Source organism: Hymenobacter latericoloratus, assembly GCF_014199535.1.
GTDB lineage: Bacteria > Bacteroidota > Bacteroidia > Cytophagales > Hymenobacteraceae > Hymenobacter > Hymenobacter latericoloratus.
In genome coordinates, this window is record NZ_JACHNV010000011.1 from 1 (window position 1) to 14,628 (window position 14,628).

Here is a 14,628-nt window from a genome sequence, read left to right on the forward strand (position 1 = left end):
CGTGGCGCAGCAAGCGCGCTCCCGGCAAATTTCAGCCCCTACGGCCCCTTCCCAACCCTTAACGTGCTATTTATTCCGTTTTCTGAGAGGCCCCCTATATTCTCGTGTTTGACGACGAGGGCAAAGACCGCCGGCGCCCCATCAACCCGCTGGCCACCGCCGCGTGGTACGAAACCTACCCGCTGGAGCACTACTCGCCCGTCGACGTGGTGGCCGGGCCGGTGCTGCTCATGAAGTCCGCCCTTCTGCGCTAAGCCCGGCCGGCAGTCGCTTCGGTATCGGAGCGGTTGCCGGTGTGCTTGCCCGTTCAACTTCCCACCGCCTACCGTCCATGCCTGTTCCCTCGAACATACCCCCTGCCTTTGCTGCCAGCTGCTACGCTCAGCTGGTAGCCCTGCGCGCGGAGCTGCGCTGCATCCTGCAGCACCCGGCCATTGAGCCGGGACGCCGGCAGGCCGCCGAAGCGTTTATGGACCGGTGCACCGATGCTGCCCGACTGGAGCGGTGGCTGGCCTTGGCCGTTGTCGAGTGCGGACGCTGGGAGGAGCAGACGTTAGCGTCAGAAGGCAGACAGGAAAGGTAATTTTTAGTCAAGGGAGCGGCCAGCGCGTAAACGGACTACCTTTCGCGCTCTATTCTGTGCCTTTTTAGCCTTACTTCCATGCCCAAAGTGTCTGCACCCACCGTGGCTTTTACCGAGCCCCTGACTAGCCCGCCGCGCGTACACCACCCCGCCACGCTGGCGGAACTGCTGGAAGTAGCCGGCACACGCAAGCGCATTGTGGAAGCTTGGGGCGTATCGGCCCGCACCTACGACACCCGCAAGCGCAGCCCCGGCACCTGCACCATCGGCGAACTGCAACAGCTGGCGCGGGTGCTCCACGTTTCCGAGGAAGAACTCTTTGCCGTCGTGCGCGCCGAAGCGGCCGCAGAGTAGTGGGCGTCTGGTAGCGTTACAAAACATAAGCAGTGCCCGGTGCCTGTAAATGGCCTGTGGGCTGTTCCGCCGGCTATTGTGCCGCCTCAAAAGCCCCCGCCATCAACTCCTGCTCAGTGCGCGAGAGCTGGTACCGGCTGGCCACGTCCGGCCATTGCCGCACTGCGGCCACGACCTGCGCGAGCACCGCTTCGGCCTGCGCAGCCGATAGACGAAAGTAGGGCGCCACTTCGCGGGCCAGGTCGAGGTCCAGGGCGTTGTCGGTTTCGGAGATGTTGAGCTTTAGGCCCTGCCCGTAGCGGATGGGGTTCAGGTCGAACGCCGGCGAGAGGCGCCAGCCCTGAGGGGTGAGCAGAAAGCCGTGGTTGCGCAGGTGGTCTCGGTGTTGGAGACGCAGATGTTGAACACAATGCGCCGCCAGAGCTCGGTCAGGTCCTCGGTCACTTGGGCGCCCTGCTGCATGAGCAAACCCGCCAGCTCCAGGTAGCTGGCCCCGTCCTGGTGGTCCGTGCCGTCTTGGTAGCCCAACAGGGTCATGGCTGAAGCGAAGTGCAGCCGTTCGCCGGCGGCCGTGCGGTCAAAGCGCTGGGAGAGGAAGGTGTGGTGGCGGCTGTTGAAGCGCTGGGCCCGGCCGGTGGCCACCTGCAGGCCGGCGGTGCGGGCCAGTTCGTTCACTACGGCTTCCCAGGCGCCGACGTCGTGCTCATCCTGCCCGCTGGGGAACTTGGCAATCCAGAGCTGCCCGTGCTCGTCCACCACGCCGGCCTTGGGCCGCGCACCGCCCAGAGAGGAGCCGGGCGCGACCAGCATAAACAGCCACTTGAGGTAGTCTGGGTCCTGGGGCGCGTCGACCCGCTCCAGCTGCAGGCTCGCGTATTCCAACTCCCGCAGCGACGTCCACGGCGGAGCGGCCATGGCCCGGTTGTCGTTGAGGAACGGGCCGGCCGGGTCGGTTTTGAAGCGCAGCCCGCCCATGCGGTGGCCATCAAATACTCCCAACAGGTAGTCCGATTCGAGCAGCGGCCGCTCGCGGCGCTCCTCCTGCCGGGCCAGGGCAGCTTCGCGCCGGCGCATGAGCAGCCGTCCCCAGCGGTCGGGCGACGAATCCAGGAAGAGACCGAAGTTGGCTTGGTCTTCCGGCAGGTACTGCGGGCCGGCAAACAGGTGCAGCGCCGGGTCCAGCACCTGGGCCTGCGGCAGGGCCAGCCACTGCGCGTCGTAGGTAAAGGAAAACACTTCTTTGCCCCGCACCGGCACGGCCGAGAGCGTGCCCATCAGCCGCGGTCCATCGACTAGGCTCTGCCAGTCGGCGTACACGTAGAGCTGGCGGCGTTCAGCGGTTTTGGCCATGGGACTACTCGCCGGAAGACTGTTTCGGTGCCCGCGCGCTAACCACCAAGTCGGCATCCTGCAGCTTTCGACCCAGCACGTCGTCGGCCGCCAGCTGGAGCAGGGTCTTTTCCAGGCCCAGCACAAACAACACCTGCAGGTAGGCCCCCATGCTCACCGTGGAAGCGCCCTGCTCGATGGCGTGCAGGGTGTTGCGGCTGATGGCCGCGCGCTCCGCCACGCGGGCCGCGCTGAGCTTACGGCGCAGGCGGGCCAGGCGGATGTTTTCCCCCGTTTGCGTCAGCAACTGCTGCAACCGCGGTAAAAGGACGACCGATTCTTTAGGCATAATGCGCAATATGTTGAGCAATATTACACATTATTGCCCAATTTATTGCGCGTTATCGGAGTGTGAAGGTACTTGCTGGCCTCGTTGCGTGAGGTATTCCTTGTACCTGCGGAGTGCCGACAACCGACTGGCTTTATTGTTGATTTCCTTTATGTCTACCGTTCCTGTCTGTTTGCAAGCTGTGATTTCTTGAGCCAGTCTTGCGTCGATGGAGTCAAACCCATCCGGAAACAAGCTGTCTAAGTCGCATTGGCACTGCTGCTCGATGATTTCCAGATAGTAGGGATACTGCTCCGGAGCTGATGTATAGGATAGTTTAGTCAGCCAATCTTGGAAGCCATCTTTATCAATTGCCATCTTGGTGCATTTAAAGCTGGAAGTAGAGGACGTTGGCCGGAAGCGGGTGGGCTATCAACGCAGCCCGCAGATTTTCAGAAACAACCCACCCGGATTTTTGGTCGCCTTAACCTTATCGGTTTTCAGCTGGTACGTGAACTTGAAGAGTTGGTCCAGGTGCTTAGGGTCGCCGAGGATGGTGGCCACCAGCTGCGGATGATTAATACCGAGGGCCTCCAGGTGCTGGCGGGCCGCGTGCGCGCGGGCGTCCTCTGCCGGCTGCTCAAAAGGAATGGGCAGCTGCTGGGGCTGCTGGCGGGCAATGGTAAAGCGCACGGCGTCGTAGGCCCGCCCCTTCTTCACCAGCTCGTAGTCAATCTTGAGGTCGGTGTGCTCGCTGACCTGGCGCACGGCGATGTCGAGTACCCGGGCCTTGAGTTGGCTGATGTTCTGAAACAGCTCCGGCTCCTTGCCTTTGGGGTCCTTCAGGTGCAGCATCTGCTTGAACTCGTCCAGCGGGTAGGTCCGCGTCGACGTCTTGTCCTTCCACTGGCTCACCAGCTGGTAGATGCGCTTGGCGTACTTGCTGCTCAGCTTCAGGGCCGAGTGCAGCTGGTAAGAGGTGAAGTTTTCCTTTAGGTTGAACAGAAAAGGCCGAATGGGCGCCGCCAGCTGAATCTGCAGGCACCCTTTACCCTTGATGTACTCTACCCGCTGAAACATCCACAGCTGCTGGTAGGTGCGCTCGTTCTCCACCTCGAACATGCGCGAGCCCATGTCGGCTGTCGCTTCGCGCAGTTGCTGGTAGTTCCACTGCCGCCCGGTAAGGGCTTCCACGTCCTTCACGTAGATGGTATACTCCTGGTCCGGCGTGTCATCCCGGCGCAGCCGGGAAAGCAGGTAAAAGAAGATATCCAGCTGACAAGCGGTGTAGTCGTAGCGGGCCTGGGTGATGGCGTTGTGCTGACGAACGACGGGAACCGGAGCTGGCTCGACAACTACAACGGCGGTATCTTCAGGCTTCATACACTAGGACATAAGGACGCAGGGATAAGGCAAATGTAAGCGTCCGGCACATAAAAAACCACAGTGGTAGTTGAGCGTGGTTTTTCGCTTATAAAACGTGATGGATAGACTTATAAAACGTGAGAGTTCACTTATAAAAGGTGGTACTAAAAGGTATAAAAAGTGGTTTTTCGCTTATAAAAAGTGGTTTTATACCATTATATACTACTGTGTATCAGCGAGTTATGAGCCCTACAAATAGAACAAGTAATAGCAAATAACTCACAAAGGTTGATGTTACCCCCCTCGATAAGCTTTTAGATGGTCGGCTGCAAACCACCAGCCAAACAAACAAGAAAACAACACAACGAACAGAAGAAAACAGACGTCATTAAGGGATTGCACTTTTTTAAGACGTTAGTTACTGATTCAAAGTTAATCTCACGTTTTATAAGCGACTACAGCTTCTCGAAGCCGAGACGGGAATCGGTGCTCTGCACCACTTTTTATAAGTCATTCCAACTTTTTTCAAGGTCAAACAGATGCTTACTAACTTTTTGCTAACTATTAGCTAACAATGAATTACCACTTTTTATAAGTCCCTGCAGTGCTCCCAGCGGCCAACTAGCACGTTTTATAAGCGCAACCCCAGGCCACTATCCGCAGTAAATGCCCTCTTTTTGCCCTGGGTGCGCGGTTTAGCTCCCTCGGCGGAACACAGCAGTTGCGCCGCCTGCGGGCAAGGGCGGGCTGCCAGACGACCGGCGCTTATAAAAAGTGAGCGCAGCCAGAGGGTATCGCACGCAGCCTGGCGCCTCTCCTCCCCCACCGCCCAAAAGCAAAGCAGCCCCCGAAGAGGCTGCTTGCACTGAGTCGGCGGAGAGAAGCCCCTCCCCTACTTAACCGGCAGCTTGCCAGACTTACGCAGGTAGGCATCGTAGTGGCGGTGGGCCGCCTCCAGGTAGTTCTTGATGGTAGTCGGGGTGTCCGGACCCGGCGTGGCCAGCAGCAGGCTCATCTTAATCTCCTGCACCACGGATTTGGCGATTTGCACCGTATGCAGGGGCACTTCGGGCTCCGGGGTTGGTGCCGCGGCCGCGGCGGTCTTACGGCCCCGCGTGGAGGCACGCGCCCGAGCGGCTGTCGGTGGTCCTGGTTGCGAGACCGTGGGCTGCGGCGCCACAGCTGCGGGTTCAGGGGCAGGGGCCGCAACTACCGGCGCAGCTGTGGGCGTGGGGGGCGCAATGGGCTCTACCGGCGCCGGCGGCGTGGTGGCCGTGCGGGTGGCCTCCCCTCCCATTCCCGCCCGGGCCTGCTGGCGAGCCTCTTCGGGTACTTCAATGCGGCGCCGCGGCGTGATTTGTGGTTTCTCGAAGCCCATTACTTAGCGGAGGTTGAAGCGGTGGATACGGTGGTAGCCGCGGTAGAACGGCGGTCGGGCAAGCCCAGGCGCTCGATGAGTTCCTCGCACACGCGGCGGATTTCCTCGCTCGTGTCCTTGGAGCCGCCGGCGTAGCGCGACCAGGCCGGGTTAAGCAGGCTGTAAAGCGTCGAGGCCCGGGTGTAGGCCTTGCGGTGGCCCAGGTACGAGTTAAAGCGCGCCAGGCCCAGTCCATCGATGTAGTCGTCCATCTCTTTCTCCTCCCGCTGCCCCGCCACGCGCTTGGTGGGCAGGCCGTAGTACTGGAAGTCAATCTGGGCGTCGTCGGCGGCTTTCTTGATGGCCTCCAGGATGGTCATAAATTCGGCCGTGGAGGCCCGGTCCAGGTAATCCGACACCAGGGGCACTATTACCGCGTCGCAGGCCGTCAGGGCGTTGAACACATCGTCGCCGTCGGCGCGGCCGGGCACGTCGATGATGATGAGGTCGTAGTTGTGCTCGGGATTATCGATGAAGTCAAAAATCTGGCTCAGCTGCCAGGGGTACACGTCGTAGGGATACTGGGCGTCGGGGTTGACTTCGCGCAGCTTGGCGAAGTTGGCCGCGTCCACCTGCTCGCGGGTCTTGACAATGCTCTGCTGGTAGTCGCAGTCGAGGACGGCGATGCGCAAGCCGTACTCCGTTGCCAGCGGGGCAGCGAGCACCAGAGCCAGCGTGGATTTACCGGAGCCCCCCTTCTGGGTGGCAAAGCTGATAACCTTGGACATAGTGGGTGTGGGGTTGAGGCGTAGGTAGGTACCGGGGCAACGCGCCGGCAGGACAATAAACCAAAAGTAATAGAAAAGCAGAAAGCCAGAAGCGCAGAACAACACTTTTGCTGAAAAGCAGAAGTGTTTTTAACCAGAAAAGTATTTCTGCTTTTCTGTCGTCATGCGGTTCTGTCAAGTTGCAGAAAAGTCAAATAACAAAAAAACAGAATCACACAACAACAGAAAAACAGGTTTGCAGAAGTGTGTTTTTGCAGAACCGCAGCTAGATGGGGCGGGTAGCTAGTGAGTGCGTGAATTTAACAGAAATACAAAACAACAGAACAACAGATTTGCACAAAGGCAGAAAGCACGGAGCCGACGCGTAAGGGCACAACTGGTAGAAGTGTAGAACTACAGAAAAGCAGAATTGCGGCACAAGCGACCAGTTAGAGCTAGCAGGTGCCGTATATCAGCAACAGAAATGCAGAATTGCAGAACTGTTGATTTGAACCCAGCAGCTTAAAACCCGCGTCGGCGTGCCCTTGAGCTGCAATGCGGCATAATTGAATCAAAGCCAGCAACCAGCAATTAGCCAAATCAGGTGTTGGAGGAGCCTGGGTGCATAGTCTGTTGCAACGGGTTTGATTCAGAACCTAGATGGCAAATGAAAGCGAAGTGCCCCGGGAGCTAACACTAATGTTCAAAGCTCCGTACTAGCTTCTTACTAACTTATTGCTAACTGTATAATGGTCTTAGCAAGAAGAACAACTCAGGCGTAGAGCTAACGCGCTATTCCTGAGTTATTTATAAACCAGCAGAGCTGTTTTAGCGGGCCATCTGAATGTAAGTAATTGGTTTACAGATGTAAATGTGGGCCGCGAGCCTAACAACAACATACATGTCATGAGTACAGCGCTTCGCAAACGGGTTACCCTCGACAGCATTGCCTACCGCAAAGCCGACGCAGCTGCCGCGGAAGTCGGCGCCAGCCTGGGGGCCTACACCAGTGCGGCCGTGGAGTACTTTGCCACCCGAGGGCTCGACCCCCGGGCCACGGAAGCACGCGAAGGGCAGCTCATCATGCAGCAGATAAAAAAGCTGGGTGACCGGGTCTTCGGCTTCATGCAGGAGCAGGAGCGCACGCTGCTCACGGCCATGCTGGAAGAAATGCTGCGTACCCGCATCACGCTGGAGCGGGTGCTGCGCATGAACGAAATCCTGGTGAGCAACCTGAACACGCAGCTGGAAACGCTCAGCGAAGCACAGCTGCAGCGGCAGCAGCAGGCACTCCAATTGCTGCGCCAGCGCAACGAAGAAGCGGTAGAAAGGCAGGTAAAAGAAGCGCTGCTGACCGCCCGCAAACAGGGCCCGGGAAAGCACGAGGCGCCAGTGGAAAGAAAAGTAAATCCGGGGCAATCGGGAGAAGAAGGAGCTACTTCCAGCGAACTTAAAGCAGGTTAAAAGGCCGATGTACGTCAAACTTATCAACCCCAAAACGCACGGCAAAGCGGCGTATACCAATACCGGCAGCTGCGCGCAAACACTGAATTATCTGCAGCACGAAGCGGTAGGGGAGGGGCAGGAAGCAACGTTTTTTAACGCCGACTCGGACGAGCTCGGCGCCGCGCAGCTGCTGCAACGCATCGACTCCAACGTGAAAGGACTGCGGGCCACGGAGGCCAAATTTTACTCGCTGGTGCTGAGTCCCAGCGAGCAGGAGCTGGCCCACATCGGCAACGACCCCGACAAGCTCAAGGCGTACACCCGGCAGGTCATGGGCCAGTACGCGCAGAACTTCCGGCTGCCCGGTGGCCGGCAGCTGGATAGCCAAAACCTGGTATGGGGCGCCATCCTCCACCAGGACCGCACCCACCGGGGAACGGACCCCGAGGTAGTGGCGGGCACTGCCAAGGCCGGCGCCAAGCGCGCGGGCCTGCAGACGCACGTGCACATCATCGTCAGCGCCCGCGACCGGGAGCAAAAGCTGACCCTCAACCCCGGCGGGCGCCGGCAGCGGTTTGACCTGATGCGCTGGCAAGCGGCGGCCGGCCGGCAGTTTGAGCAGCAGTTCGGCTACGAAGCCCAGGCGCACGAGAAGCTGCGGCCCCAGGCAGCCCGGCCACGCGACCCGGCCTACGATGCCGGCCGGCTGGATAAGATTGCCGGGCGCGTGGCCACCATCAACCAGTTGGTGCCCCGGGAGCAGCGCCTGGCGCCGGACCAGGTGCAGGCCATTGCCCAGGCCCGGCAGTTTGACAAGACGTTTTACCGGATGCTGCGCCGGGTGGAGGAGCGTGCTCGCGACGGCCGGCCCATCGACAACGCCCTGCAGCTGCTGCGCACCGGGCGGGAACAGGCCCCGGCCCCGCAGCGCCAGGCGGTGACGGCCCTGCACGCGGTCCAACACCTGGTGCGCAACGCCCAAGCTACCCGGGACGAGCGCACCGAGCAGGTAGCCGAGAAGCCCGGGCGCCGCAGCGCCGAGCTGGATATCGAGATGTAAGCCCCCTTTTTCCTACCCCCCATGCCACACCAACCACCCCGGCCTGCGGCCGCTTCCCAATCCGTCTTGCTCATCCTGGCTCTGCTGCTGGCGGGCCTGCTGGCCGGCGAGTGGTACGTGCTGCTGCACCCCGCGGAGCTGGCCGCGGCCCGCGCCGCGCAACACCAGGCCGCGCAGGCTCCTCGGCTGACGCCAGGGCAGCGCCTCGCGGCCCGGCTGGCCGTACTAAACCGGCAGCGGGCCGAAGCGCGGCGCACGCGGCTGCGGCGGCAAGCGGCGCCCGTGGTGGGCAAGCCGGCTGCCGAACTGGCCACCACCACGAGCCAGGCTGGCGACCAGGTAGTGCATACGGGCGGGGCGGCGGCCCTGCGCGTGGCCACCGCCGGGCAGGGATTTCAACAGAAGGTGCTGGTGAAGGCCGGTCGGTTCTACGACGCGGCCGGCGTGTACCTGCGGGGACTACTGCTGCTCGTAGCCCTGGCTCTGGTATTTCTGCAACCGGCACCGGCGCGCAAACCGGGGCAGGCCCGCCGCAAGCCGTTACGGCCCCAGGCCGTGCGTCTCGTGGTGGCCAGCTGCGCGGGCCTGGCCCTGCTCAGCGCCTACGTGCTGCTCGGCATCGCGTCGTACCCAGCCGGCTTTATCCGGGTGGGCTACCCCGTGACGGCGGCGTTGGTGCTGGCCAGCGGCTTTGTGGTGGGGCTGCTGCGGGCGCTGACCAAAAGCCCGGACTTTGGGCTGAGCGTGGAGCGCAAGAAGGTAGATACACCCGATGGGTTCAGCTTGCCCACGGAAGGGGGCGGTTGGGTGAACGTACCCAATCCCTACCGGGGCGTGCTGGTGCTGGGCGGCGCCGGCGCGGGCAAAACGTACTCCATCGGGGAGCCCGTGATTGAGCAGCTGGCGGCCAAGAATTTTGCCGGACTCATCTACGACTTCAAGTTCCCGGTGCTGGCGGAAACGGCGCAGAAGGCGCTGGAGCTGGCCGGGCGCCGGCCGGATGCGCCGCGGCGACTGCCCAACGGGGAGCCCGAGCCGGCGGTGGTGCTGCACGTCATCAACTTCCGCGACCTGACGCGCAGCGAGCGGGTGAATCCCTTGCGGGCCGCGGACATGCCGGTGGTGGCTTTTGCCGAGGAGTACTCGCGGGCCATCATCAACAACCTAAACCCGGCCAGCATCCGCAAGATGGAGTTCTTCGACATCAGCGCGGTGGCTTACCTGACGGGCATTATCTGGTTTTACAAAAAGCACTTCCCGCGCTACTGCACCATTCCCCACGTGGTGGCCACGGCCATCCACAAGGACTTCAAGCACGTGCTCTCGATGCTGGAAACCGACCCCGAGTGCGCCGGCATGGTGCGCAGCATTGTGACGGCCGTGGAGCAGCGGGCTGAGAAGCAGGTAGCCGCCGTGGTGGGCACGCTGCAGGTGATACTGAACCGCATCAACTCCCCGGAAATCGTGTGGGTGCTCACGCCCGACGAGGCGAAAGGGGAGGGGTTCTCGCTGAACCTGAACGACCCCCAGCAGCCGGCATTGCTCTGCATCGGCAACGACCCGACGCTGAAGGAAACCTTTTCGCCGGTGGTCAGCTGCATCATCACCGTGGCCATCAAGCTCATGAACCAGCAGCACAAGCACCGCAGCTACGTGTTCCTCGACGAGGCCGCCACGGTCTACGTGCCGGGGCTGGAGCTGCTGCCCGCCACGGCCCGCAGCAACAAGGTGGCCACCATCTACATGACCCAGGATTTGGCGCAGATGACCGATGCCTATGGTCCTGAAAAGATGAAGGTTATGGTTTCCAACCTCAACAACCAGTTTTTTGGCAAGGTCAACTCGCTCGACACGGCCAAGTTCATTTCCGAGCTCGTGGGCCGCGAGGACAAGCAGATGCACAGCACCAGCACCGGCAAGAGCCAGGGCGGGGCGGGCAGCCGCGGCAGCCACAGTTCCAACCTGAGCACCAGCTACCAGGAGCGCAACCTGGTGCGGGTGCAGGACGCCATCAGCCTGCAGCAGGGCGAGTTTATCGGGCAGACCGTGGAAACCGAGCGCACCTTCTTCCAGGGTATCATCTCCCGGGCCGGTGCCACCCCGGAGCGTTTCCCGCTGCACCCGGTGGCCACGTTCGGCGACAGCGAAGAAGATAGCGCCGCCACGCTCACGGTGGTGGTTCAGGAGAACTACCGGCGCGTCAGCCAGCAGGTCCGAGAAACCCTGGCCCTGCACGCAAATACCTTAGCAGGAGCCACCAAGAACGAGGTCGAATAGCCTCGAAAACCCAGCAGAAAGGGACGTTAAGCCACTTTTTGCTGTTAAGTAAGTACCCAACACCTAGACTTCCATTCCGATGATGAAGAGCTTTTTTACCCCGGCCCCGGCCGGCCTTGATGCCGAGCAACTCGCGGCTCGCCAGGAGCGGGAGCGCGGCGCCAACAACTCCATTGCCATCCTGATGAGCAACGGCCCGGCGCCGAGCCCGGAGAGCGTGGCCATCATGCAGCGCTACGTGGACGGAGAGCTGAGCATTGACGAGGCCATTGAACTCAACGATGAGCTGCTGTTGGCCCGTTACCAGCCGGGCGTCGCCCCGGCCAGCCCCGAGGACCAAGCCGCCCGCTGATGGTAGCCGGCGACCGATTCAGCGACGAAAACGGGGTACGGATAAACCGGCTGGGCATTACCGACCCCCAGCAACTGGCCCAGGCCGAAACCGACTCCTCGCTGCTGCGCCTGCAGCGGCTCAACCTGCAGGGCGGCATCCCCGGCGGGCGCTACGACCACGCCCACCTCAAACAGGTGCACCAGAAGCTGTTTGAGGGCGTCTACCAGTGGGCCGGCGAAACCCGGGCCGACCGGGAGTTTCAGGGCCACAAGCCCACGTACGTCACCGGCTTCAAGGAAACGATGACCTACGCCCCCTACAAAGAGATTGAGCAGCGGCTGAACGCCATTGGCGCGCAGTTGGGCCAGGAAAACTACCTGAAGGGGCTGTCGGAGGAAAAGTTTGCCGAGCGCGCGGCCTACTACCTCGACCAGTACAACCACACCCACGCCTTTCGGGACGGTAACGGGCGCACGCTGCAGGCCACGTTCGTGCAGCTGGGCCAGGAAGCCGGCTACCAGGTCGACTTTGCCCGCATCGACCCGGCTACGCTCAACCGGGCCCGCGACCTGGCCATCGTGCGCCCGCACGCACCGGAAGAGGCAGCGAAGAACCTGCAGGCGCTAAAAGCCATGTTTGAACAGGTCATCAGCCCGGCGCCCGGCCTCGAAGCCGAGCAGCGCCGCGACTCCAGCCAGGCGCGTCCCCTAGCCGCGTTATCCCCGGAGATGAAAGCCATGGATGCCCGGCGCGAACTGGAGGTAACCGGCTACCGGGTGATGGACATCGTGGCCAACATGCCCGGCGCCGGCAATTACGAGAAGGGCGTGGCGGTAGGGAAGGGGGTAGAGGCAACGAACTTAAACCCCGCAGCAATTCAGAGCCACTTAAAGCAGTTTCAGCAGGCGGCGGAGAAGATTATCAAGCATCCCGCGTTGCAGGGTCCAGATACGCGGCAGGACCAAACGGATGCCAAACGGTTTCGGTTGGCGGCTGAGCAGGTTCAAGCATTAGCCGTGATGAAAGAATCTAATGTTGAGAAGGTGCTCGGGCAGCCCAAAACGCACGAAGAGGCTCAGGCTGTTTTCAAGCAGGCTGCTGAGCAAGTAGCACTAGGCCTGCGCGAGCACGGGAAAGGGTTGGACGCGGCTAGACTTCAGGAAGTAGCCCGGCACGTTGAGCGCACACCCTTTATCGGTGGGTTGAACCGGGAAAATGTTGGTAAGTCCATCGACGCGGCTGACCGGATTCCGGCACTGAGGGGTAGTAGTCAACTGAGCGAACTAAAAAGTGCAGTCGGAATTATGGAAAAAATGCCCTTTGAAAAGGAACGCCGTGAAGCTAGTGTTCAAGGTCGCGGGACCGGTGGCATAGACCGCTAGAGTTACAAATCAGCTTAAAATGAGTAAAGCCCTGGCCGTTTACGGCCAGGGCTTTGAGGATTAGCACCAGCAATTCAATTAAAATTGCGGCAGGCTCAACAAGTTGTCTTTTGTTGTGGAATCCGGTTCCGTTTTGATGTATTCGTTGCCGGCCGCGCTTTTCTGATGGATTACGTTAATCGTGCGTCCGGCAGCTTGCACGTGGTATTTGTAGTTACCGGATTTGAGATTGGCTATCACGACGGCCACGGTTGATTCAAATACTTGCCCAGAGGTGTTAAGGCCTTTGATGTGGGTGATGTGCTCGTGAGAGCTGTTCGCGTTCGGCTTGCGAATGTGGGTAATGCGGTTAGACATAATGGCAAGGATTAGCGCTTGGTAGAAAAATAGTTGATGGTCCAGAGCAGGCCGCATACCGAGAGCAGCAGCACCAAAACGGCACGGGTGTCCCCTTTGAGCGAGCCTAAAAAGCGAAAAGCGGAGGTTGAAGCTTGCACCGCTTGCCCAATGGTATTGGTCACGGCAGCAAGCTCATTGCTTGGGGTTGGAAAATTGCGAGTCATAAAAGGAAGTGAAGAAGTTAAAAAGAGGTGTTTTGATTGTGAAGGCGATGGTCCACGGCGGGGCCTTCCCATCGGCCCGTAATCTGATACAGCTCGTAGAAGACCAACCATTCGGCAAGCCATGGAATGGTCTTGTCATACAGATGGTGTTTGTCTGACCAGGCTAGGTCGCCGGGATAGTAAAGGCACAGGCTATTGTCGGCCGGGTAGAAGTGCGTGAGGGCGTGGTGCCGGTATTCAATGTCTGGATTGAGCACGAACACTTTCGGGGGCCGGCCAGGAGTGTAGTCAATTTTGATATGGTAAGTGCCTTCGCCACCGGGCGAGGACACCTCACCGCGACAGGTCAATGCATTGCGCTTCAGCTGGCACCGAAAAGCTGGATAGTGCCGCTCGACCAACTGCTTTTCCCGATGAAACACGGCAAACCAGTCTTTGCCCTGTCGCGCCAGTGGATGAAAATGGCGCCCTCCATCGAAGCGGTGTGATTGGTTAGGCACTCCGTGGCCGCGGGTAGTGATACCAACGGCAGCTGTGGTGGCTGCGCGCCCGCTGTTGATGAGCACGGCCGAGGCGCGCAGCTTGGCTTCTTTGGCATCCACATCCTCATCGAGCCCGTCAGGGAAGCGTGGGCCCAAGTGGTGCCGCCAGAGTTTACTGGCGCTCAACTGGTTCTTTTCGTCGTCTACCGCCTCGTCAGCATCATCAATAAACTCGTCCAGCGCATCGAAGAAATTCCGCTTCAGCTCGTCAGAGTATTTGCTCAGCAAATCATCCTGGGGCGTGGTGGGCATGGTGCACCTCCATTCCCGCTTTAGGTCGGTTCGAATGGCTTTGAGAAGGGCACGTAGGGCGCAGTCGTCGCGGTCATTGGCCACGAAGTTGCGTTCCGCCAGCACCGTCATGCACAACCCACTGGGCATTTTGTGGGCGCACCAGTCGCACCAGGATTTCAGGTACTTCACCAACCGCACCAGTTGTCCCTTGGTATCGCGCTGCTTGCGGAACCACGTGATAAACTCCTTCGGGTCGCTGTCCTCCCAGCCTTCGTTCTTCACCGCCAGATGAGGATGGTCCTCGTCTTCCAGCATGTAGTAAACAGGCAGGTCGATGTGATAATCGGCCTTGTAAGTCACCCGGATACACTTTTTCCGCCACTGGGCTGGCTCGCTGGTGTGGTCTTGCACGGCTTCGTATACCCAGCGTTGCAAAGTCGTAGCTGTCACGTCGGGCTTGCACAAGAAGTACACGCCGTCGTCAAGGTCACAGGTGTCGTCGTGGATGCGAATGACCGTCCCCAGCTTCTGCGAGCCCTGTGTAAAGAACTTTGGCTTGTAGTCCGGGTGGTGCTCTTTGAAGTGGTCGGTAATTTTTCGGCGAAGCTCCTTTTTGGAAGTGCTGAGCTTGGTTTTCTTCGTGCTGAGCACGTTCAGGTTCTGGTTGAAGTCCAGAAACAGCTTGTTGCAGTTGGCCATAAAAACGG

Annotated in this window: 16 protein-coding genes and 1 pseudogene; 8 read left to right on the forward strand and 9 right to left on the reverse strand. The window is 60.3% G+C overall.

Features of this window, described 5'->3' with window-relative positions; all coding sequences use genetic code 11:
• The first annotated feature begins 104 nt into the window (after window positions 1–104).
• The 3 genes from GGU46_RS20440 (at window position 105) to GGU46_RS20450 (ending at window position 937) form a co-directional block, all read left to right on the forward strand.
• Window positions 105–254, forward strand: coding sequence for a hypothetical protein (locus GGU46_RS20440; protein WP_183405398.1), 150 nt, complete (start codon window positions 105–107; stop codon window positions 252–254).
• 77 nt (window positions 255–331) lie between these two features.
• Complete coding sequence (locus GGU46_RS20445; protein WP_183405399.1) at window positions 332–583, forward strand: hypothetical protein; 252 nt, start codon at window positions 332–334, stop codon at window positions 581–583.
• Between the two features lie 78 nt (window positions 584–661).
• The gene (locus tag GGU46_RS20450; protein ID WP_183405400.1) at window positions 662–937 is read left to right on the forward strand and encodes a hypothetical protein; all 276 of its coding nucleotides are present in this window, start codon (window positions 662–664) and stop codon (window positions 935–937) included.
• A gap of 73 nt (window positions 938–1,010) precedes the next feature.
• Here the strand turns inward: GGU46_RS20450 and GGU46_RS22375 are convergent.
• The 6 genes and pseudogenes from GGU46_RS22375 to GGU46_RS20480 form a co-directional block, all read right to left on the reverse strand.
• Window positions 1,011–2,344: pseudogene (locus GGU46_RS22375) on the reverse strand (type II toxin-antitoxin system HipA family toxin).
• Complete coding sequence (locus tag GGU46_RS20460) at window positions 2,292–2,573, reverse strand: helix-turn-helix transcriptional regulator (RefSeq protein WP_246417745.1); 282 nt, start codon at window positions 2,571–2,573, stop codon at window positions 2,292–2,294. The pseudogene GGU46_RS22375 and the gene GGU46_RS20460 overlap by 53 nt, the downstream one beginning before the upstream one ends.
• 84 nt (window positions 2,574–2,657) lie before the next feature.
• The gene (locus tag GGU46_RS20465) at window positions 2,658–2,972 is read right to left on the reverse strand and encodes a hypothetical protein (RefSeq protein WP_183405402.1); all 315 of its coding nucleotides are present in this window, start codon (window positions 2,970–2,972) and stop codon (window positions 2,658–2,660) included.
• 54 nt (window positions 2,973–3,026) lie between these two features.
• Entirely contained in the window at window positions 3,027–3,977 is a 951-nt protein-coding gene (locus GGU46_RS20470) for a replication initiation protein (protein WP_183405403.1), read from the reverse strand.
• 874 nt (window positions 3,978–4,851) lie between these two features.
• Complete coding sequence (locus GGU46_RS20475; protein ID WP_183405404.1) at window positions 4,852–5,337, reverse strand: hypothetical protein; 486 nt, start codon at window positions 5,335–5,337, stop codon at window positions 4,852–4,854.
• Complete coding sequence (locus GGU46_RS20480; RefSeq protein WP_123823395.1) at window positions 5,337–6,104, reverse strand: ParA family protein; 768 nt, start codon at window positions 6,102–6,104, stop codon at window positions 5,337–5,339. Before GGU46_RS20480 ends, GGU46_RS20475 begins: the two co-directional genes overlap by 1 nt.
• Window positions 6,105–6,989: 885 nt before the next feature.
• Here GGU46_RS20480 and GGU46_RS20485 point away from each other — a divergent pair.
• The 5 genes from GGU46_RS20485 (at window position 6,990) to GGU46_RS20505 (ending at window position 12,582) form a co-directional block, all read left to right on the forward strand.
• Window positions 6,990–7,547: a BfmA/BtgA family mobilization protein gene (locus tag GGU46_RS20485; RefSeq protein WP_183405405.1), complete on the forward strand. Its 558-nt coding sequence runs from the start codon at window positions 6,990–6,992 to the stop codon at window positions 7,545–7,547.
• A gap of 7 nt (window positions 7,548–7,554) precedes the next feature.
• Entirely contained in the window at window positions 7,555–8,589 is a 1,035-nt protein-coding gene (locus GGU46_RS20490) for a DUF5712 family protein (protein WP_183405406.1), read from the forward strand.
• Window positions 8,590–8,610: 21 nt separating this feature from the next.
• Window positions 8,611–10,866, forward strand: a complete 2,256-nt coding sequence (locus GGU46_RS22380) for a type IV secretory system conjugative DNA transfer family protein (protein ID WP_183405407.1) — start codon at window positions 8,611–8,613, stop codon at window positions 10,864–10,866.
• 79 nt (window positions 10,867–10,945) lie between these two features.
• Window positions 10,946–11,218, forward strand: a complete 273-nt coding sequence (locus GGU46_RS20500) for an antitoxin VbhA family protein (protein ID WP_183405408.1) — start codon at window positions 10,946–10,948, stop codon at window positions 11,216–11,218.
• Window positions 11,218–12,582 carry a Fic/DOC family protein gene (locus tag GGU46_RS20505; RefSeq protein WP_183405409.1) on the forward strand — a complete coding sequence of 455 codons (1,365 nt, stop codon included), beginning with the start codon at window positions 11,218–11,220 and terminating at the stop codon, window positions 12,580–12,582. The genes GGU46_RS20500 and GGU46_RS20505 overlap by 1 nt, the downstream gene beginning before the upstream one ends.
• A 78-nt stretch (window positions 12,583–12,660) precedes the next feature.
• On the opposite strand, the gene GGU46_RS20510 is transcribed toward GGU46_RS20505, so the two are convergent.
• From GGU46_RS20510 to GGU46_RS20520, 3 genes are read right to left on the reverse strand one after another with little or no spacing between them, the layout of a single operon-like run.
• Window positions 12,661–12,939 (reverse strand): DUF3892 domain-containing protein, encoded by a 279-nt coding sequence (locus tag GGU46_RS20510; RefSeq protein WP_183405410.1) that lies wholly within the window; start codon window positions 12,937–12,939, stop codon window positions 12,661–12,663.
• 11 nt (window positions 12,940–12,950) lie between these two features.
• Window positions 12,951–13,145, reverse strand: a complete 195-nt coding sequence (locus GGU46_RS20515; RefSeq protein ID WP_183405411.1) for a hypothetical protein — start codon at window positions 13,143–13,145, stop codon at window positions 12,951–12,953.
• A 17-nt stretch (window positions 13,146–13,162) separates the two neighbouring features.
• Window positions 13,163–14,620, reverse strand: a complete 1,458-nt coding sequence (locus GGU46_RS20520) for a CBASS cGAMP synthase (protein WP_183405412.1) — start codon at window positions 14,618–14,620, stop codon at window positions 13,163–13,165.
• Window positions 14,621–14,628 lie beyond the last annotated feature (8 nt).